Genomic DNA, 18,012 nt, shown 5'->3' on the forward strand with positions numbered 1-18,012 from the left:
GCGGAGTCTACCGGAGCAACCAAAACGTCCTAAACCCCCGGTGGTGTCCACTGTGGTTGGTCGGGTGCCGGCCAGCTGAGGCATCGCATCGGACATCTCGTACTATGGCGCTTTCCGACAGCGACGGTGAGGCGATCGGGGGCGGGCCAGGTGACTCCAGGCCGTCGGTACGGCAGGGCGCTTCCCGTCCTGCTGAGCGCGCTGCTGGCCACCACGGCCTGCGGTCCGGTAGCCGAGCGGAAGCCGCAGGACCTGCGGGTCGGGTACGACAGCCTGGACGGCACCCTCGCGGTGTGGCCGCCCCGCGGCGACCTCTCCGGAGACCCGACGGCGACGGCTGCGGTCACCGCGGCGGTCCGGGGCTGGCGGTCGCCGGCCGACGACCGCGCGCACCTGCCCTCGTCCGGCATCCTCTTCTCCGGTCGGGTCGACGGCGCCCCGGTGGCGCTGGTGGCCGCCGACGTGCCCGGCGAAAGCGCGTCCTGGCTGCTGCAACTGACCCGCGAGGGCGACCGGTACGCGGTGACCCGCGCCACCGAGTACACCGACCCCGGTTACCTCGTCTACTCCGACGTGCTGCCGGTGCAGACGGCCGGCGGCCGGCGCTACCTCGTCTCGGCCCGGGTGCAGACCCTCCTCGGGCCACAGGACCGGACGTTGGCCATCGCGGACGGCCTCAGCGCACCGGTCGACGTGCCGTCCTGCACGGCCGTCGGGGTTACCGCGACCCTGCGAACCACGGAGTCGCTGCCCCGTGGGCGGGCCGCCGACCGGCTGCTCGACCTGGGCACCGGCACCGTCGACCCGCGCTACCCGCTGGTCCGCGACGAGTCCGGCACGGGCCGGCGGGCGCTCACCGGCCTGGACACCTGCGTGCTGGCCGGCGATCGGGGCCCGTTCGGCAGCATCCCGCGCCGAATCGGGGACCGGGACGCCCCGCGTTCGGTGCCGACGTCCTGGCCGATGGCGAAGCTCACCGTGCGTTCGCTCGGCGAAGTCGCCCTCGGCGGCGGCGAGGCGGCCGAGTTGCAGCAGCTCAGCTGGGACACCGACGCCGGCGCGATGACCGCGGTGATCTACCGACCGGCCGACGGGAGCGCGCCCGTCGTCTCACCCGCCGACCGGGCCACCCCGTTGCAGGCGTACCAACTGCCGGTGCCCGGCCAGCCGCTGGTGGTGCTGAGCTGGCGGGCCACCCGGGACAGCTCGCTCTCCGTCCCACCGGGCACTCCCCTGCTGGTCGAGCGCCCCGGCCTGGTGGTCATCCCCACCCCGTCCCGCTCCCAGACCTACAGCCTCGCCAACACCGACAAGACCCACTACCGCTCAATCTCCCCCCGCTAACCCCCCGCCCCGCTAACCCCCCGCGCCCCCGCCCCCGCCCCCGCCCCCGCCCCCGCGATCTTGCACTTTCTGCGCCGACAATCCAGGGCGCAAGGGGCATCACGCCAACCGAAAGTGCAAGATCGACGGGGCAACGCGGCGGAACGTGGCGGCACACCGCCGCGCCGCACCTTGACCCGGTCGATCATGGAGTTGTGGTGCCTCGCAAAAGGCGCGAACCACCAATCACTGCCCACCAGAAGTCCTTGATCGACCGGGGAGGCCCGGGACGGGGGCGGGTACGCATGACGAACGGGCGCCCCTTGAGGGGCGCCCGTTCGTCGTTGCGCGGGGCTAGTTCTGCGCGGCCGCGTCGCTGGGGGTGAGGCGGTCCGGGGTGGCGTCCAGGCCGGAGATCCAGCCGGTGACGTTGCGGGCCACGTCCTGGGCGGTCAGACCCAGGTCGGCGAGGATCTGCGCGCGGGTGCCGTGCGGGTGCCAGTCGGCCGGCACACCCAGGTCCTTGAGCGGCACCCGGACGTCCGCGTCGCGCATCGCCTGGGCGAGCGCGTCGCCCACCCCGCCGACCCGGACGCCGTCCTCGACGCTGACCACGAGCCGGTGGCGGGCGGCCAGGTCGACCAGCTCCGTCGGGACCGGACGCACCCAGCGGGGGTCGACGACGGTGACGCCGTAGCCCTGCTCGGCGACCCGGGCGGCCACCTCCATGCCCAACTGGCCGAAGGAGCCGACGGCGACGAGCAGCACGTCGGTACGGGCGGACTCGGCCAACACGTCGACCGTGCCGACCCGGCGCAGCGCCGGCAGGTCCGCGGCGACCGCGCCGGTCGGGAACCGCACCACGGTCGGGCCGTTGTCGACGGCCACCGCCTCGCGCAGCTCCTCCCGCAGGGTGGCGGCGTCGCGGGGAGCGGCGATCCGCAGGCCCGGCACCACCCCGAAGACCGACATGTCCCAGATGCCGTAGTGGCTGGGCCCGTCCGGGCCGGTGATGCCCGCCCGGTCCAGCACGAAGGTCACCGGCAGCTTGTGCATCGCCACGTCCAGCAGGACCTGGTCGAAGGCGCGGTTGAGGAAGGTGGCGTAGACCGCCACCACCGGGTGCAGGCCGCCGAGCGCGAGCCCGGCCGCCGAGGTGGCGGCGTGCTGCTCGGCGATGCCCACGTCGTACACCCGCTCGGGGTACTTGCGGGCCAGCTTGGCGATGCCGGTCGGCTCGGCCATCGCGGCGGTGATGCCCACCACGTCCGGGCGCTCGTCGGCGATGGCCAGCAGCTCGTCGGCGAAGACGTGCGTCCACTTCACCGACGGGGCGGCCAGCAGCGCGCCGGTCTCCACGTCGAAGGCGCTGCCGGGGCCGTGCAGGCAGTCCGCCTCGTCCTCCTCGGCAGGACGGTAGCCGTAGCCCTTGCGGGTGACGGCGTGCACGATGACCGGGCCGCCGAAGTTCTTCGCCGCGCGCAGCGCCGCCTCGACCGCCGTCACGTCGTGCCCGTCCACCGGGCCCACGTACTTGATGCCGAGGTCCTCGAACATCGCCTGCGGGGCGACCGCGTCCTTGATGCCCTTCTTGACCGCGTGCAGCACCTCGTACATCGGGCGGCCGACCAGCGGCGTGGAGCCGAGGGCGTCCTTGACCGTGTCGAGGACCTTCTCGTAGCCGGGGTTGAGCCGCAGCGAGGAGAGGTGGTCGGCCAGCCCGCCGATGGTCGGGGCGTACGAGCGACCGTTGTCGTTGACCACGATCACGAGGGGGTTGCCGGCGGTGGCGATGTTGTTCAGCGCCTCCCAGCACATGCCGCCGGTCAGCGCGCCGTCACCGACCACGGCCACGACGCTGCGCGCCTCACCGCGCAGGGCGTACGCCTTGGCGAGGCCATCGGCGTAGGACAGCGCGGTGGAGGCGTGCGAGTTCTCGATGAGGTCGTGCTCACTCTCCGCCTGGCTGGGGTAGCCGGAGAGGCCACCGCGCTGGCGGAGCTTGTCGAAGCCGGCCTGACGGCCAGTAATGATCTTGTGTACGTACGCCTGGTGGCCGGTGTCGAACAGGAGCCGGTCCCGGGGGGAGTCGAAGACGCGATGCATGGCGAGCGTCAGCTCGACCACACCGAGGTTGGGCCCGACGTGCCCGCCGGTACGGGAGACCTTGGTGATCAGGAAGTCCCGGATCTCGGCGGCGAGGACGTCCAGTTCCTCGCCGGACATCCGCTTGACATCCTGCGGACCGCGAACCGTCCCCAGCAGCCGGCCGTGGTTGGCCGTGTCCTCTTCAACGCTCATGACCGGAGAGTCTATCGGCCGCCCGGTACTCCGCAGCCCGGCCCGGAGACCCGCGCACCCGGGCTGGGCGGGGAGTGGGCAGCTGAGCACCCGGTCAGGCGCTGGCAACAGCGCCGACGAGCGGTCTGCTACCGCTCGTCCGGCGGAAGCAGCAGCCCGACCTGCTCGACGTGCTGCGTCATCGGGAAGAGGTCGAAGCTCCGCAGCGCCGCCAACCGCCAACCGAGGTCGGCGAAGGTGCGCACGTCCCGGGCGAAGGCAGCCGGGTCACAGGCCACGTACGCGACCGCCCGCGGGCCGGCGGCGACGATGTCCCGCACCACCTGGGCTCCCGCGCCGGAGCGCGGCGGGTCGAGCACCACCACGTCGACCGGGCCGGTGATCCGTCGGCGGGTCAGCGCGGTCTCCACCCGGGCGGCGACCACCTCGATCTGGGGCAGGTCGGCCAGGTTGGCCCGGGCCGCGTCCACCCCGTCCCGGCTCGATTCGACCAGGGTGATCCGGGCGTCGCCGACCCGGCTGGCGAGAGCCGCGGCGAACAGCCCAGCGCCGCCGTAGAGGTCCCAGGCGGTCTCGCCCGGCTGCGGGGCCAGCAACTCCAGCACCGCCGTGGAGAGGGCGTCCGCGGCGGCCGGGTGCACCTGCCAGAACGCGGACGCGGGCAGCGTCCAGTCCCGTCCGTCGGCGACCTCGCGGACCTCGGTCGGGCCACTGACCGGGGTGGGCACCCCGTCGCGGATCTCCGTGACGGTCACATCCCCGCCGGTGCTGGCGATGGTCTCAACCGCCTCGGCGGCCGGCCAGCGCGCACCGGTGGGGGCGAGCACCGGCAGTTGCTGGATGGCCGGGTGGGCGATCCGGCAACGGTCGATCGGCACCACCTCGTGCGAGCGGTGCTTGAGCAGGCCGGCCCGGTCCGCGGCGTCGACCGCGTAACGGACCCGGGAACGCCAGCCGAGCAGCCCACCGGGCAGCGCCTCGACCCGGACGCCGAGCCGGTCCAACTCGACGTCGGTCAGCCCGCCGAGGCGGACCAACTGTTCGCGGACCACGGCGGTCTTCCAGGCCAGTTGCGCGGCCGGGGCGACGTGCTGGAGGTCGCAGCCCCCGCAGGCACCCGGCTTCGCGTACGGGCAGGGCGGCTCGACGCGGTCCGCCGAGGGCTCCAGCACGGTCACCGCGTCGGCCCGGACGAACCCCTTGTGCACCTCGGTGACCTCGGCGATCACCCGCTCACCGGGCAGCGCGTGCCGGACGAAGACCACCTGCCCGTCCACCCGGGCGACACAGTGCCCGCCGGGGGCGACCGCGTCCACGGTCAGCTCGACCCGGTCCGTCTCGGCCAGGCCCCGCTCGAACGCCAACGAGGCAGCCGAGGCCGACGCCAACGAGGCCGCCGACGGCGACGACGCAGCCGAGGCCGACGGCGTCCGGGGCGTCGCGGTGCGCTGACCGCCCGACTCAGTCACGGGTGTTTCCCATCGTTTCGCTGTTCTCGGGCCCGCCCTCGGCGGGCGGCGCGGAGGCCACCGGCGGGGCGGCGACCAGGGGCGACCCGGTGCTCCGGGGCCCCCGGGCCGGTGTGCGGGACAGCGTGGCGTCCAGCCGGTCCAGGTTCTTGCTCGCTGTCGACGCGAGCTGCCACGGAACGCTGACCACCATCACCCCCGGTTCGAAGAGCAGCCGACCCTTGAGGCGCAGGGCACTCTGGTTGTGCAGCAGGTTCTCCCACCAGCGGCCGACCACGTACTCCGGGATGAACACGGTGACCACGTCCCGGGGCGACTTGCGGCGGGTGGAGGCGACGAAGTCCAGGATCGGGCGGGTGATCTCCCGGTACGGCGAGTCGATCACGGTGAGCGGGATGGCCATCTCGCGGCGCTCCCAGTCGGCCTGCAGGTCCCGGGTGTCCTTCTCGTCCACGTTGACGGTCACCGCGGTGAGCGTGTCCGGCCGGGTGGCGCGGGCGTAGGCGATGGCCCGCAGCGTCGGCTGGTGCAGTTTGCTGACCAACACGATCGCGTGGTTGCGGGCCGGCAGCACGGCCCGGCCCTCGTCCGGCGGGGTCAGCTCGACGGCGATCCGGTCGTAGTGCCGGCGGATGGCCAGCATCAGCACGTAGATCACCGCCATCGCGGCGATCGCGATCCAGGCGCCGAGCAGGAACTTGGTGATCAGGACGATCACCAGCACCGCGCCGGTCAGGCCCGCGCCGAACGTGTTGATGGCCCGCGACCGGTGCATCCGGCGGCGCGCCTCCGGGTCCCGCTCGGTGCGCAGGTGCCGGTTCCAGTGCCGGATCATGCCGGCCTGGGAGACGGTGAACGAGACGAAGACCCCGACGATGTAAAGCTGAATGAGTCGGGTCACCTCGGCCTGGAAGCCGACGATCAGCACGATCGCGAACAGGGCCAGGAAGACGATGCCGTTGGAGAACGCCAGCCGGTCGCCCCGGGTGTGGAACTGACGGGGCAGGTAGCGGTCCTGGGCGAGGATCGAGCCGAGCACCGGAAAGCCGTTGAACGCGGTGTTCGCCGCCAGGAAGAGGATCAGGGCGGTCATCCCGGCGACCACGTAGAGCAGGATCGACCCGGAACCGAAGACCGTCTCCCCGAGCTGGGTGGTGACCGTCTTCTGCACGTACCCCTCGGGGCCGGAGATGATCTGGAGGGCCGGGTCCTCGACGAACTGCAGGTGGGTCAGCCGGGACAGCCAGATGATCCCGACCAGCATGCTCACCGAGATGGTGCCGAGCAGCAGCAGGGTGGTGGCGGCGTTGCGGCTCTTCGGCGCCTTGAACGCCGGCACCCCGTTGGAGATCGCCTCGACACCGGTGAGCGCGGCGGCGCCCGAGCTGAACGTCCGCAGCAGCAGGAAGATGAGCGCGAAACCGGTCACGCTGTGCTCGGCCTGGATCACCAGGCCGGCGCTCGGCGCGCGGAGGTCGTCACCCATGACGAAGACCCGGAACAGCCCGGTGAGCAGCATCCCGCCCATCACGATCACGAAGCCGTAGGTGGGGATGGCGAATGCGGTGCCCGACTCGCGCAGCCCCCGCAGGTTGACCGCGCTCAGCAGGACCACCGCGCTCACCGCGATGAGGACCTTGTGAGTGGCCACGAACGGCACCACGGAGCCCAGGTTGGCCACCCCGGAGGAGACCGACACCGCCACCGTGAGCACGTAGTCGACCAGCAATGCGCTGGCCACCCCGACGCCGAACTTCGGCCCCAGGTTGACCGTGGCCACCTCGTAGTCACCGCCGCCGGAGGGGTAGGCGTGCACGTTCTGCCGGTAGCTCGCCACCACGGTGAGCATGACCACGACCACGGCCAGCGCGATCCACGGCGAGAAGACGTACGCGGAGGCACCGGCGATGGAAAGGGTAAGCAGGATCTCGTCAGGCGCGTACGCGACGCTGGACAACGCGTCGGACGCGAACACGGGCAGCGCGATGCGCTTCGGCAGGAGGGTGTGCTGCAGCCGGTCGGACCGGAACGGTCGACCGAGAAGAAGCCGCTTCAGCAGCGAGGTGGGACTGGCCACGAACGCCAAGAGTACGACCACCACGGCGGGGGTGCGGGGGTGGGCGATCACGGCTGCTCCAGACGGCGGGGTACGGTCGGTCCCCGCTCGCCACCGGGACGTGGCAGGCTCGCACTCGTAAGGCCACCGGCAGCGGAAGCGGTACCACCTTTGGGAGGGACAGCGTGCACGTCGTGATCATGGGATGTGGTCGGGTCGGGTCGACCCTCGCCCACAGCCTGGAGTCCCGAGGGCACTCGGTGGCGGTGATCGACCAGGACGCCGACGCCTTCCGCCGGCTCGGCCCCGACTTCGCCGGGATCACGGTGACCGGGGCCGGTTTCGACGGCGAGGTGCTCCGGCAGGCCGGCATCGAGCGCGCGGACGCCTTCGCGGCGGTGTCGAGCGGCGACAACTCCAACATCATCTCGGCCCGGCTGGCCCGCGAGACGTTCGGCGTGTCCCGGGTCGCCGCCCGCATCTACGACCAGCGCCGCGCCCAGGTCTACGAGCGGCTGGGCATTCCCACCGTGGCGACCGTGCGGTGGACGGCGGACCGGATGCTGCGACACCTGGTGCCGGAGGGCAACGTGGAGATCTTCCGCGACCCCACGAGCACGGTGTCGATCGTCGAGGTGCCCGTACACAAGGACTGGATCGGCCGACCGGTGCGGACGCTGGAGGACGCGACCGGCGCGCGGGTGGCCTACCTGATCCGCTTCGGCATCGGCACGTTGCCCACCGGCTCCGCCGTCCTGCAGGAGGGCGACCAGGTGTTCATGCTGGTCAGCGATGACATCGTGGCGACGGTCACGTCGGTGGCGGCGACGCCGCCGGAAGGAGGGCACTGAGCCATGCGGGTCGCCATCGCGGGCGCGGGCAACGTCGGCCGCTCGATCGCCCAGGAGTTGATCGACAACGGCCACCAGGTGATGCTCATCGAGCGTCAACCCAAGATGCTGCGCCCGGACCGGGTGCCGGCCGCCGACTGGGTGCTGGCCGACGCGTGCGAGGTGGCCAGCCTGGAGGAGGCGAACATCGCCGGGTGCGACGTGGTGGTCGCGGCGACCGGCGACGACAAGACCAACCTGGTGCTGTCGCTGTTGGCCAAGACCGAGTTCGCGGTGCCCCGCGTGGTGGCCCGGGTGAACCGGGCCGAGAACGAGTGGCTGTTCACCGAGCAGTGGGGCGTCGACGTCGCGGTGAGCAAGCCGCGGGTGATGGCCGCGCTCGTCGAGGAGGCGGTCACCGTCGGCGACCTGGTCCGGCTGATGACCTTCCGACAGGGCGAGGCGAACCTCGTCGAGATCACCCTGCCGCCGACCGCCCCCTACGTCGGTCAGCCGATCCACGCCGTGCCGCTGCCCCGCGACTCCGCCCTGGTGGCGATCCTGCGTGGCAAGCGGGTCCTGGTGCCCAGCCCGGACGACCCGATCGAGGCCGGCGACGAGCTGATCTTCGTCTGCACCGCCGAGGTGGAGGACGAGGTCCGCGCGGTGATCCTCGGACCGGACAGCGTCGAACGGACCCGCGGCTCACGCTGACCCCGACGGGCGCGCCGAGCGGCCCGGCGGGCCCGGCGTCGCTCAGGCGCTGGGCAGCGGGGCCGGCGGCGACTCCCGGGTGACCCGGCGCACCGTCCAGACCGTGATCAGCAGCAGCAGCGCGTACGGCGGGTAGCCCAGCGCCAGCCGGGCCACGCCCAGGGCGGTGTCCTGGTGGGCCAGGTACAGCCCGGCCTGCACGCCGACCTTGGCCAGCCAGACCACACCCCAGAGCACGGTCAGCTGGGTGAAGGTGCGCACCAGCTTCGGGTCGGCCCGCCACTCCGAGCGGCCCTTGGCCACCAACACCGACCAGATCCAGCCCACCAGCGGCTGCCGGATCGCGGCCGAGATCAGCAGGGCGACCCCGTACCCGATGCCGTAGAGGATGCCGGGGAGGTAGAAGTCACGCTCGTCGCCGGTGCGCCACGCGATGGCCGCGCCGACGCCGACGCCGAAGAGCCCGTTCACGGCGTGCCGGATCGGCCGGCGCTGGGCCAGCCGCACCCCGGCGATCAGCACCGCGACGGAGACCGACGCGATCACCGCCGGCCGCAGCTCCCCGATGATGTTGGCGAGGACGAAGACCACGACCGGAATGCTGGACTCGACCAGCCCGCGCCAGCCGCCGAGCTGGTCGGCCATCTGCTCGGCGATCGTCGGCAGCGGCTCTTCGTCGTCCTGAGGACCGGTCTCCGGCTGTGCCGCCCGGTGCTGTCCCGTCGTCATCGCCGGCCTTCCGTCCGCAGTGCCGTCACTTGGGCGAATCCAGCTCGTAGTAGGGGTTGTAGATGACCTTGCGGTCGTCCCGCACGGCCACCCGGCCACGGGCGGTCAGGTGCCGGCCCGGCTCGATCCCGGCGATGTGCCGTCGACCCAGCCAGACCAGGGTGACCACGTCACTGCCGTCGTACAGGTCGGCCTCGAGGGTGGGCAGGTTGGTGCGCGGCGTGTAGACCACCGTGCGCAGCCGCCCGGCGACCGAGACCAGCTGACCCCGGGAGCACTGCTGGGCGGGGATCCCGCCGCACTCGGCGCTCTCCCGACGCAGCTCCTGCGCGTCGATCTCGGCCTCGCTGGCGGTGAACTTCTGCAGGATGCGCCGCAGCGACACCCGGCTCTCGTCGGTCGTCATGACCTCCGCGTCACCCTCTCCACGCTCGCCGTCCCCGGCCGGCCCCGGCGGCGCCGGAACCGTGCCGCCAGCGTACGCCGACGGGGCTGGTTCCGGCGGGCCGGTGCGCTCGGGTCAGACCTGACGCGGCGCGGCGGCGGCGTCGCCCGCCTCGGCCTCGGCCTGGTCGGCGATCTCCTTGGGCAGCCGCAGCGGCAGCGGCTCGCGGACCGGCTTCGCCTCCTGCCCGCGGTCGACCACCAGGCCGTCCAGGCACTCGACGAGCGGCCCAGCCATGGTCGGGTCGGTGGCCACCGGGCCCTGGAACACGCCACGGACCATCCAGCGCGGCCCGTCGATCCCGACGAACCGCAGGTTCGTCGAGCCGTCCGGGGTACGCACCTGGGCGTGCAACTCCGGGCCGTACTCGCCGGAGACCTCCTGCGCGTTCGCGCCGTCGCGGAGCAGCGACTGCCGGATCTCCTCGCGCACCTCGTCCCAGATCCCCTCGGACCGGGGTGCGGCGAAGACGCCCAACTGGAGCGCGTTGTCGCCGTGCACCAGCACCACCTGTTGGACCACACCCTGCGGGTCGGCCTGCACCCGGACCTCGACGTCGGCGATCGCCGGGATGTGCAGGCTGCCCAGGTCGAGTCGCTGCACGTCGTCGTAGCTCTCGGAGATGTCGTACGGGCCGCGCTCCAGCGTCGGCGTCGCATCGCCCTGGTCCGGGACCTCGGTGGCCCGCTCGTCACGGGTCTGCCGCTCGGCATCGGCCCGCTTTCGGGAGAAGATCACTGCGCCTGCCCTCCGCTGTTCACACTCACCCTGCCACCTCTTCCGTCTGCCCGCGGCCCAGCTCGTTCGGCCGCCGCTCGACCCGGTCCTGGCCCGTCGGCGACGGCACCAGCCCGGCGTGCCCACCGGTGGACCCATGCCCACCGGTCCCGCGCCGGGACGCGGGCAGCTCGACCACCGGCTCGAACCGCGCCCGTGCGACCTGCTGGACCACGAGCTGCGCGATCCGGTCGCCGCGGGAGATCTTCGCCGGCACATCCCGATCATGATTGATCAGGTTGACCAGGATCTCACCCCGGTAGCCGGCGTCGACCGTACCGGGCGCGTTGAGCACCGTCACGCCGAGCCTGGCCGCCAGGCCGGAGCGCGGATGAACCAGCCCCACGTACCCCTCCGGCAGCGCGATGGCCACGCCGGTGGGCACCAGGGCACGGCCGCCGGGCGGCAACTCCACGTCCGCGGCCGCCACCAGGTCGGCCCCGGCGTCGCCAGGATGGGCGTACGTGGGCAACGGCAGCTCCGGGTCGAGCAGCTGCACGGGCACGGGTACGACGTCGGTCACGGGTCCCCTCTTCCGTCCGGTTCGCGGGGTGACCCTGCCATCCTGCCGGTTCGTCGAGCCGCCGTGCGCCGTACCCTCGCAGGAGTGAGCATGTCGCCCTCCCCATCCGCCGATCAGCCGCCGGACGCCGCCCGCTCGGCGTACACCGAGCGGTTGGATCTGCCCTGGTGGCTGTGGCTGTCCGGGCTGGTGGCCGCCGCGTTGCTGGCCGTCGAGATCTGGATGGGCGCCTCCGGCGTCCGCGCCTGGCTGCCGTTCGCCGTGCTGGTGCCGCTCACCGCTGTCGGGCTGTGGTGGCTGGGCCGGATCCGGGTCGGGGTGGCCGACGCCGAGCTGCGGGTGGACGACGCCCGCCTGCCGGTCCGTTTCGTGGCCGACGTGGTGCCGCTGGACGTGGCCGGCCGACGTGAGGTGCTCGGCGTCGGCGCGGACCCGCTCGCCTTCGTGGTGCAGCGACCGTGGATCGGCGGCGCCGTTCAGGTGATCCTCGACGACCCCGCGGATCCGACCCCGTTCTGGGTGGTGAGCACCCGCCACCCGGTCGAGCTGGCCGAGGCGGTGCTGACCGCGCGCGACGCCCTGGCGGCGTCCCACCCGGCGGCAGGCGAGCCGGGCTGATCCGACGGCGCCGGGTCCGTTCAGGTGCCGGTCCGGCGCCGAAGGCCCGCGGCTCGCTCAGGTGCCGGTCGGCGGGCCCGGGAGGGCCGTCGGTGGCGCGGGTCGGGCGATGCCCCGCCGACGCAGGTCGACCTGGAGTTGGTCGGCCATCTGCTGGGTGGCCCGGCGGTTGAGGAAGCTGGCCACCGCCGCACCGGTCAGGAACGGCCCGAGCGTGGTGAGGTTGCGACCGAAACGCCGCAGCAGCATGTCCCGCAACTCCTTGCGGGCGGCGGTGCCGAGCACCGCTCCCACTCCCACACCTGGCACCATCGGGTTGACGCCGCGCTGAGTGGCCCAGGAGTGCACCAGTGCGACCGCCCGTTGGCTGCCGCCGGCCGGTAGCGACACACCATGGATCTCGTGCAGCTCGCCGACCAGTTTCAGCTCCACCGCCACCACGGCCACGGTCTCGGCGGCGAGCAGCACCGGCGCGGAGAGCAGCGTCGGGGCCACCGCCCACTCGACGGCGGCGACGCCCCCACCGGCCGCGCCGATCGCGGCGGTGGTCCTCGACGCGTTGCGGATGAGCCTGTCGGCCAGGGCGGCGTCGTCCAGGCCGGGGAAGTGCCGGCGCAGCGTGTCCAGGTCCCGCACCGGCACGTGCGGGGCGATCTCGGCGACGGTGTCGACCATCCACCGGACGGCGGCGCGGGGCTTGAACAGGTCGGAGATGCCACGCGCACGGGCCTGCCCGACCATCCGGGTCAGCAGTTGGCGGCGTCGGGCCGGCGCGATGTCGTCCGCGGTCAACGCCGCGACGGTGGCACCGAGGTCATCCGTGCCACGGGTGGCACCAAGGTCATCCGTGCCACGGGTGGCACCAAGGTCATCCGTGCCACGGGTGGCACCAAGGTCATCCGTGCCACGGGTGGCACCGAGGTCGTCCGTGCCGCCATCGGTGGTGCCGCCTCGATCGCTCATCGGACCTCCCGGTGCTGTGGCTACCCGCTACGAGTCAAGCAGGTACCCACCGCTGCCGCATGCCTACACCGGCAGCGGCGGCCCCGTTCAGGAGGCCGCCGCTGGTGTTGTGGCTGTCAGACGCACTCGCGGCAGATCAGCTCGCCGTTACGCTCGACCGCCAGCTGGCTACGGTGGTGGACCAGGAAGCAGCGGGCGCACCGGAACTCGTCCTGCTGCATCGGAAGCACCTTGACCGTGAGCTCCTCGTCGGCCAGATCGGCACCGGGCAGCTCAAAGCTCTCGGCCACCTCGGCCTCGTCGACGTCCACCGCGCCCGACTGTGAGTCGACGCGCCGTGCCTTGAGCTCTTCCAGGCTGTCCTCGCCGAGGTCGACCTCGTCGCGACGCGGGGCGTCGTAGTCGGTGGCCATCGGTTTCACTCTCCCATATCGATGTTGTCGCTTCCGGTTGTAACGCCGGACGACGCTGTTTCGGTTCCGCTGGCCGGCCACCACTTGTGTCGGGCACCCGACCCGAGGACCGAACGGGTCGAGCTCGCCGGGGCGACTCCCCTGCGAGCGCGGAACCTTACCCCCCCTTGGGCGAGGCATGTATACCGCCCTTGCGGCTGAGATGTACGCCCCCGCACGCGAAGTTGTTCCCAATGTGATTCAGGCGACACGAAGATAGGGGTAGTAGTACCCGGTTCGCGGTCGGCGCGCCGGCATGTCGGGCTGTTTCCACGCGACGGCCGGACAACCGTTAACCTCAGCGGCGTATTCGACGGCCGGCGGCCTGAGCGATCGTTCCTGGCCGTCACCACCCACCTGAGGTCCGGGGAGTGCCCTGATGAGTTTTGCGCGCGTGCGAGCACTCGTCGTCGTCGGCCTGCTGGCGATCATCGCCCTGGTCTTCGTCGTCGTGGCCGTGGTCCGCGACAGCCAGGGCAACGCGGGCACCGCGGCGGGTTGCCCCGAGGGCTGGCCGCTGGCGGATCTGACCCTGCGCGAGCGCAAGGACGTCAAGATCAACGTGTTCAATGCCACGGATCAGCCCGGTCTCGCCGGCACCGTCGCCGACGAGTTCAGCAATCGACAGTTCCAGGTCAAGAAGACCGGGAACGAGAAGAAGGTCAACAGCGTCGCGGTCCTGCGGTACGGCCCCAAGGGCGTCGGTTCCGCGCACCTGCTCCAGGCGTACTTCCTCAACAACGCCACCCCCGGCTACGACCCGAAGCGCACCGACGACACCGTGGACGTGGTGCTCGGCAACGGCTTCCAGCAGCTCGCCACCACGACCGAGGTCAACCAGTCACTCGGCGACTCGGGCCCGCCGGAGGCACCGAAGGGCTCCTGCCCCTCCCCACCCGCCAAGTGACTGCGTAACCGGCCCCGCCGCAGCGCAGGTCGGCGATCGGGAGCCACCTGGCCCACCGGCCTGGTCCACCCGTAAGGTCCCCCGGCCTCGTCCACCTGTCAGGTCCGCCGGCCTCGTCCACCGGTCAGGCCGGCCCGTCAGGCCAGCCGGTCAGGCCGGCCCGTCAGGGTCCGCCGGTCAGGCTGGCCCGTCAGGGTCCGCCGTTCAGGGTTCCTAGGGTCAGGGTCCGCCGGCGGCGTCCAGCGCGGCCAGCCGATCGTGCAGCGGCGCGAAGAGCGCGGGCGGGGCCGCGACCACCAGATCCGGCCCCGGCGGCCGACCGGCCAGGCCTGCGACCCGAACCCCCGCCTCGGCGGCCACCAGCCCGCCCGCCGCCAGGTCCCAGGCCGCAAGACCCTTCTCGAAGTACGCGTCGAGCCGCCCCTCGGCGACCAGGCAGAGGTCCAGCGCGGCGGCGCCGAGTCGGCGGATGTCCCGCACGTGCGCGATCAGCCCGGCCACCACCTGCGCCTGGTGCGTCCGGCGGGCGGCGTCGTAGCCGAAGCCGGTGCCGACCAGCGCCTGCCCCAGGTCGACCTCGCCGGAGCAGCGCAGCCGGACACCGTCGCGCCAGGCCCCGCCGCCGGCCGTGGCGGTCCATTCCTCGCCGGTGCTCACGTTGCGTACGACGCCGGCGACCACCACCCCGTCCACCTCGGCGGCCAGCGAGACCGCGGAGTGCGGCAGCCCGTACAGGTAGTTCACCGTGCCGTCGATCGGGTCGACGATCCAGCGCACCCCGCTGCGCCCGGCGCCGGAGGCGTCCTCGCCGTACTCCTCGCCGAGCACCGAGTCCTCGGGACGCAGCGCGGCCAGCGCGTCGAGGATCTGCCGCTCGACCGCCCGGTCGGCGGCGGTGACCACGTCGGTGACGGTGCTCTTGGTGGCGGCGACGACGACCCCCTCGGCACGCATCCGGTACGCGGTGTCCGCCGCGTCCCTCGCCACCTCCACCGCGATGGTCAGCAGCTCCGATGGCGTCGTAGCCGAGTTGGTCATGATTCGCCTCTTTCCGCACTCCGGGTGCATGTGGATGGGTGGAACTACCGACCCGGCTTCCGAAGATCATCGTTCCCCACGCCGCGCGACGGCACCAGACCAGGATCTTTGGTGCCTGGCACCCACCGCGAGATGCGTGCACCTGCGACTTGGGCGGCCAACCTTCGCCAACATGCCCCATTAGGTCCGGTAATGTCGCTTAAGTGCTTACCGCCCCGTCCGTGCTCGGCTCGCAACCGTTGCCCAACCGCGACCTGGTGGGGGTGCCACCCGCCGGACCGTCAGCGACCTGGGTGATCCGCACGCGCGCCCTCGCAACCGGCACGCTGACCTGGCACTGCCTGCTCAAACGGCAGTTCGGACACGATCTGCGCGCCGCCAGGCTCGACGATGGGCGCCCTTCGCCGGCCGCGCGGCTATCATTACCGCGAAGCCCATATCTCCGCCGCACCGACGGTCCCCACCGGCGGTACGCGGTGCGGAGCAGGATGATCGCCGCAGACGGCGTTACAATTCACCCCTGCCCACGCGGCACGGACCGCCGACCACCGGCCGGACCGTGACACGAGGGTCCCTCAACCACATCGCCCGGCACGGTAACCCTCGCTGCGCTGGACGAACCCGCCGTGCCCGCTCTTCGCCTCCGGAAGGTCATTCGTGACAGAACCCCGCCAGCCCGGCGCCGACGTTCGCTCGCTCACCGACACCCTGATCGCCCACGCGCAGAGCGCCGGTGGTCAGCTGACGTCGGCTCAGCTCGCGCGCACCGTCGAGTCCGCCGAGGTGACTCCGGCCCAGGCCAAGAAGATCCTGCGGGCGCTCTCCGAGGCGGGAGTGACCGTCGTGGTGGACGGCTCGGCGAGCACCCGTCGCCGTGTCGCCGCGGCCCGCTCGACCACGCCAGCGTCCCGGGCCACCACCGCCAAGACCACCAAGAAGGCCGCCGCGCCGGCGCCGAAGCAGGCCCCCGCCGCCGACGACGCTCCGGCGACGCCGGCCCCGCGCAAGGTGGCCGCCCGCAAGGCGACCGGCACCGCCGCTGAGGCCGGCGCGGCGACACCGGCGAAGGCGACCCGGTCGACCCGAGCCACCAAGGCGACCGTGGCCGCGGCTGCCGGCGCCAAGCCGACCAAGGCTGGCGGCAAGGCGAAGGGCGAGGGCGCCGAGGGCGAGATCGACCCGGAGGAACTGGCCGCCGCGATCGAGGACGTGGTGGTCGAGGAGCCGGCCGAGCTGGCCCAGGCCGCCGAGACCGACGCCGCCGCCTCGGCGACCGACAACGACTTCGAGTGGGACGACGAGGAGTCCGAGGCCCTCAAGCAGGCGCGACGCGACGCCGAGCTGACCGCCTCCGCCGACTCCGTCCGCGCGTACCTGAAGCAGATCGGCAAGGTTCCGCTGCTCAACGCCGAGCAGGAGGTGGAGCTGGCCAAGCGGATCGAGGCCGGGCTCTACGCCGCCGAGCGACTGCGGGCTGCCGACGAGGGCGAGGAGAAGCTCGCCCGGGAGATGGTCCGTGACCTGGGCTGGATCTCCCGCGACGGCGAGCGGGCCAAGAACCACCTCCTGGAGGCGAACCTCCGACTGGTGGTGTCGCTGGCCAAGCGCTACACCGGCCGCGGCATGGCCTTCCTCGACCTGATCCAGGAGGGCAACCTCGGTCTGATCCGGGCCGTCGAAAAGTTCGACTACACCAAGGGCTACAAGTTCTCCACGTACGCCACCTGGTGGATCCGGCAGGCCATCACCCGCGCCATGGCCGACCAGGCCCGCACCATCCGCATCCCGGTGCACATGGTCGAGGTCATCAACAAGCTCGGCCGCATACAGCGTGAGTTGCTCCAGGATCTGGGCCGCGAGCCCACTCCGGAGGAGCTGGCCAAGGAGATGGACATCACACCCGAGAAGGTGCTGGAGATCCAGCAGTACGCTCGGGAGCCCATCTCACTGGACCAGACCATCGGCGACGAGGGCGACAGCCAGCTCGGCGACTTCATCGAGGATTCCGAGGCCGTGGTCGCGGTCGACGCGGTGTCGTTCTCGCTCCTCCAGGACCAGCTCCAGCAGGTGCTGCAGACGCTCTCCGAGCGTGAGGCGGGTGTGGTACGTCTGCGCTTCGGCCTGACCGACGGCCAACCTCGGACGCTCGACGAGATCGGCCAGGTCTACGGGGTGACCCGGGAGCGGATCCGGCAGATCGAGTCCAAGACGATGTCCAAGCTGCGTCACCCGTCCCGGTCGCAGGTTCTCCGGGATTACCTGGACTGAGCCGGTTTCGTCAACCGAACGTGTCGTTTTGACCACCTGGCGTGCAACACCAGATGGTGATCGTCCGGATGCACGAATGTGATCGTTGACGTGGCACCCTGGGTGCACGGCACACTGTCCCTTCCAGGTGTGACCTCGGTCCCCCGCGGGCACACAGGGAAGGCAGTGCCTAGTAAGGGTGTTGCACGATAGGTGAGCAACGACCGAAGAGATTGTTCATCGGTGACGACCAGAGGAGGAAGGCGATGACCCCGACCCTCACGCCGCCGCCCGAGACGGTGGCGCCCCCAGCCGCCGATGAACGGTGCGACCGCTGCAATGCTGCCGGGAAGCTCCGGATCACTCTGGCGGGTGGGAGCGAGCTGGTGTTCTGCGGGCACCACGCGAACAAGTACGCGGAGGATCTCGTGAAGATCACCGAGCGGTTCGCAACGGAGCCCGATTTCAGCTGGCGTGGCGCCGATCTGATGGCGAACTAAATCCGCAAACCGACATAGCCGGGGGGGGGGGCCCCCCGGGGGGGGCCCGCCGGCGGGGTGGGGGCGCCCCCCCCCCCCCCCCCCCCCCCCCCCCCCCCCCCCCCCCCCCCCCCCCCCCCT

Annotated in this window: 17 protein-coding genes; 7 read left to right on the top strand and 10 right to left on the bottom strand. The window is 72.1% G+C overall.

All coding sequences use genetic code 11. From position 1 onward, the window contains the following. Positions 1–150 precede the first annotated feature (150 nt). Positions 151–1,344 (top strand): hypothetical protein, encoded by a 1,194-nt coding sequence (locus tag ACFYL6_RS22360; RefSeq protein WP_387173865.1) that lies wholly within the window; start codon positions 151–153, stop codon positions 1,342–1,344. 333 nt (positions 1,345–1,677) lie between these two features. Here ACFYL6_RS22360 and dxs read toward each other — a convergent pair whose 3' ends face one another. From dxs to ACFYL6_RS22375, 3 genes are all read right to left on the bottom strand, one after another. Continuing rightward, positions 1,678–3,624, bottom strand: a complete 1,947-nt coding sequence (gene dxs / locus ACFYL6_RS22365) for a 1-deoxy-D-xylulose-5-phosphate synthase (RefSeq protein ID WP_387173867.1) — start codon at positions 3,622–3,624, stop codon at positions 1,678–1,680. A 128-nt stretch (positions 3,625–3,752) separates the two neighbouring features. Further along, complete coding sequence (locus ACFYL6_RS22370) at positions 3,753–4,988, bottom strand: class I SAM-dependent RNA methyltransferase (protein WP_387174104.1); 1,236 nt, start codon at positions 4,986–4,988, stop codon at positions 3,753–3,755. Between the two features lie 97 nt (positions 4,989–5,085). Continuing rightward, the gene (locus tag ACFYL6_RS22375) at positions 5,086–7,170 is read right to left on the bottom strand and encodes an APC family permease (protein WP_387174106.1); all 2,085 of its coding nucleotides are present in this window, start codon (positions 7,168–7,170) and stop codon (positions 5,086–5,088) included. Between the two features lie 164 nt (positions 7,171–7,334). Between ACFYL6_RS22375 and ACFYL6_RS22380 the strand changes: the two genes are divergently transcribed. Both ACFYL6_RS22380 and ACFYL6_RS22385 read left to right on the top strand, forming a co-directional pair. Continuing rightward, positions 7,335–8,000: a potassium channel family protein gene (locus tag ACFYL6_RS22380; protein WP_387173868.1), complete on the top strand. Its 666-nt coding sequence runs from the start codon at positions 7,335–7,337 to the stop codon at positions 7,998–8,000. Positions 8,001–8,003: 3 nt separating this feature from the next. Further along, on the top strand, positions 8,004–8,693 hold the full coding sequence (locus tag ACFYL6_RS22385) for a TrkA family potassium uptake protein (protein ID WP_238659247.1): 690 nt from the start codon (positions 8,004–8,006) through the stop codon (positions 8,691–8,693). Positions 8,694–8,735: 42 nt separating this feature from the next. Here ACFYL6_RS22385 and ACFYL6_RS22390 read toward each other — a convergent pair whose 3' ends face one another. The 4 genes from ACFYL6_RS22390 to dut form a co-directional block, all read right to left on the bottom strand. Continuing rightward, positions 8,736–9,422 carry a DUF3159 domain-containing protein gene (locus tag ACFYL6_RS22390; RefSeq protein WP_387173870.1) on the bottom strand — a complete coding sequence of 229 codons (687 nt, stop codon included), beginning with the start codon at positions 9,420–9,422 and terminating at the stop codon, positions 8,736–8,738. Positions 9,423–9,447: 25 nt separating this feature from the next. Then, a complete protein-coding gene (locus ACFYL6_RS22395) occupies positions 9,448–9,828 on the bottom strand; it encodes an OB-fold nucleic acid binding domain-containing protein (RefSeq protein WP_238659245.1) in 381 nt (126 codons plus the stop codon). 114 nt (positions 9,829–9,942) lie between these two features. Further along, positions 9,943–10,605, bottom strand: a complete 663-nt coding sequence (locus tag ACFYL6_RS22400) for a DUF3710 domain-containing protein (protein WP_387173872.1) — start codon at positions 10,603–10,605, stop codon at positions 9,943–9,945. A gap of 25 nt (positions 10,606–10,630) precedes the next feature. Beyond that, positions 10,631–11,167 (bottom strand): dUTP diphosphatase, encoded by a 537-nt coding sequence (gene dut, locus ACFYL6_RS22405; protein WP_387173874.1) that lies wholly within the window; start codon positions 11,165–11,167, stop codon positions 10,631–10,633. A gap of 84 nt (positions 11,168–11,251) precedes the next feature. Between dut and ACFYL6_RS22410 the strand changes: the two genes are divergently transcribed. After that, positions 11,252–11,785 carry a DUF3093 domain-containing protein gene (locus ACFYL6_RS22410; protein ID WP_387173876.1) on the top strand — a complete coding sequence of 178 codons (534 nt, stop codon included), beginning with the start codon at positions 11,252–11,254 and terminating at the stop codon, positions 11,783–11,785. 57 nt (positions 11,786–11,842) lie between these two features. Here the strand turns inward: ACFYL6_RS22410 and ACFYL6_RS22415 are convergent, their stop codons facing one another. Together ACFYL6_RS22415 and ACFYL6_RS22420 are read right to left on the bottom strand one after the other, a co-directional pair. Continuing rightward, complete coding sequence (locus ACFYL6_RS22415; RefSeq protein WP_387173877.1) at positions 11,843–12,748, bottom strand: hypothetical protein; 906 nt, start codon at positions 12,746–12,748, stop codon at positions 11,843–11,845. 116 nt (positions 12,749–12,864) lie between these two features. Continuing rightward, positions 12,865–13,161: a DUF4193 domain-containing protein gene (locus ACFYL6_RS22420; RefSeq protein WP_007075406.1), complete on the bottom strand. Its 297-nt coding sequence runs from the start codon at positions 13,159–13,161 to the stop codon at positions 12,865–12,867. 433 nt (positions 13,162–13,594) lie between these two features. Here ACFYL6_RS22420 and ACFYL6_RS22425 point away from each other — a divergent pair, with 433 nt between their 5' ends. Next, positions 13,595–14,107 (top strand): LytR C-terminal domain-containing protein, encoded by a 513-nt coding sequence (locus ACFYL6_RS22425; protein ID WP_387174108.1) that lies wholly within the window; start codon positions 13,595–13,597, stop codon positions 14,105–14,107. A 219-nt stretch (positions 14,108–14,326) separates the two neighbouring features. Here the strand turns inward: ACFYL6_RS22425 and ACFYL6_RS22430 are convergent, their stop codons facing one another. Further along, complete coding sequence (locus ACFYL6_RS22430; protein ID WP_387173879.1) at positions 14,327–15,145, bottom strand: inositol monophosphatase family protein; 819 nt, start codon at positions 15,143–15,145, stop codon at positions 14,327–14,329. Positions 15,146–15,802: 657 nt separating this feature from the next. On the opposite strand from ACFYL6_RS22430, the gene ACFYL6_RS22435 reads away from it, so the two are divergent. Continuing rightward, entirely contained in the window at positions 15,803–17,413 is a 1,611-nt protein-coding gene (locus ACFYL6_RS22435) for an RNA polymerase sigma factor (protein WP_387173881.1), read from the top strand. A 245-nt stretch (positions 17,414–17,658) separates the two neighbouring features. Further along, complete coding sequence (locus ACFYL6_RS22440) at positions 17,659–17,892, top strand: hypothetical protein (RefSeq protein WP_030337431.1); 234 nt, start codon at positions 17,659–17,661, stop codon at positions 17,890–17,892. Positions 17,893–18,012: the final 120 nt, after the last annotated feature.

The sequence above is a fragment of the Micromonospora sp. NPDC007208 genome, assembly GCF_042869175.1.
Lineage (GTDB): Bacteria > Actinomycetota > Actinomycetes > Mycobacteriales > Micromonosporaceae > Micromonospora > Micromonospora foliorum.

What these genes read in the sequence shown, in the direction of transcription:
- ACFYL6_RS22390 (WP_387173870.1), bottom strand. Translation starts at nt 9,422, where the DNA reads ATGACGACGGGACAGCACCGGGCGGCACAGCCGGAGACCGGTCCTCAG.
- ACFYL6_RS22385 (WP_238659247.1), top strand. Translation starts at nt 8,004, where the DNA reads ATGCGGGTCGCCATCGCGGGCGCGGGCAACGTCGGCCGCTCGATCGCC.
- dxs (WP_387173867.1), bottom strand. Translation starts at nt 3,624, where the DNA reads ATGAGCGTTGAAGAGGACACGGCCAACCACGGCCGGCTGCTGGGGACG.
- ACFYL6_RS22420 (WP_007075406.1), bottom strand. Translation starts at nt 13,161, where the DNA reads ATGGCCACCGACTACGACGCCCCGCGTCGCGACGAGGTCGACCTCGGC.
- ACFYL6_RS22395 (WP_238659245.1), bottom strand. Translation starts at nt 9,828, where the DNA reads ATGACGACCGACGAGAGCCGGGTGTCGCTGCGGCGCATCCTGCAGAAG.
- ACFYL6_RS22430 (WP_387173879.1), bottom strand. Translation starts at nt 15,145, where the DNA reads ATGACCAACTCGGCTACGACGCCATCGGAGCTGCTGACCATCGCGGTG.
- ACFYL6_RS22440 (WP_030337431.1), top strand. Translation starts at nt 17,659, where the DNA reads ATGACCCCGACCCTCACGCCGCCGCCCGAGACGGTGGCGCCCCCAGCC.
- ACFYL6_RS22415 (WP_387173877.1), bottom strand. Translation starts at nt 12,748, where the DNA reads ATGAGCGATCGAGGCGGCACCACCGATGGCGGCACGGACGACCTCGGT.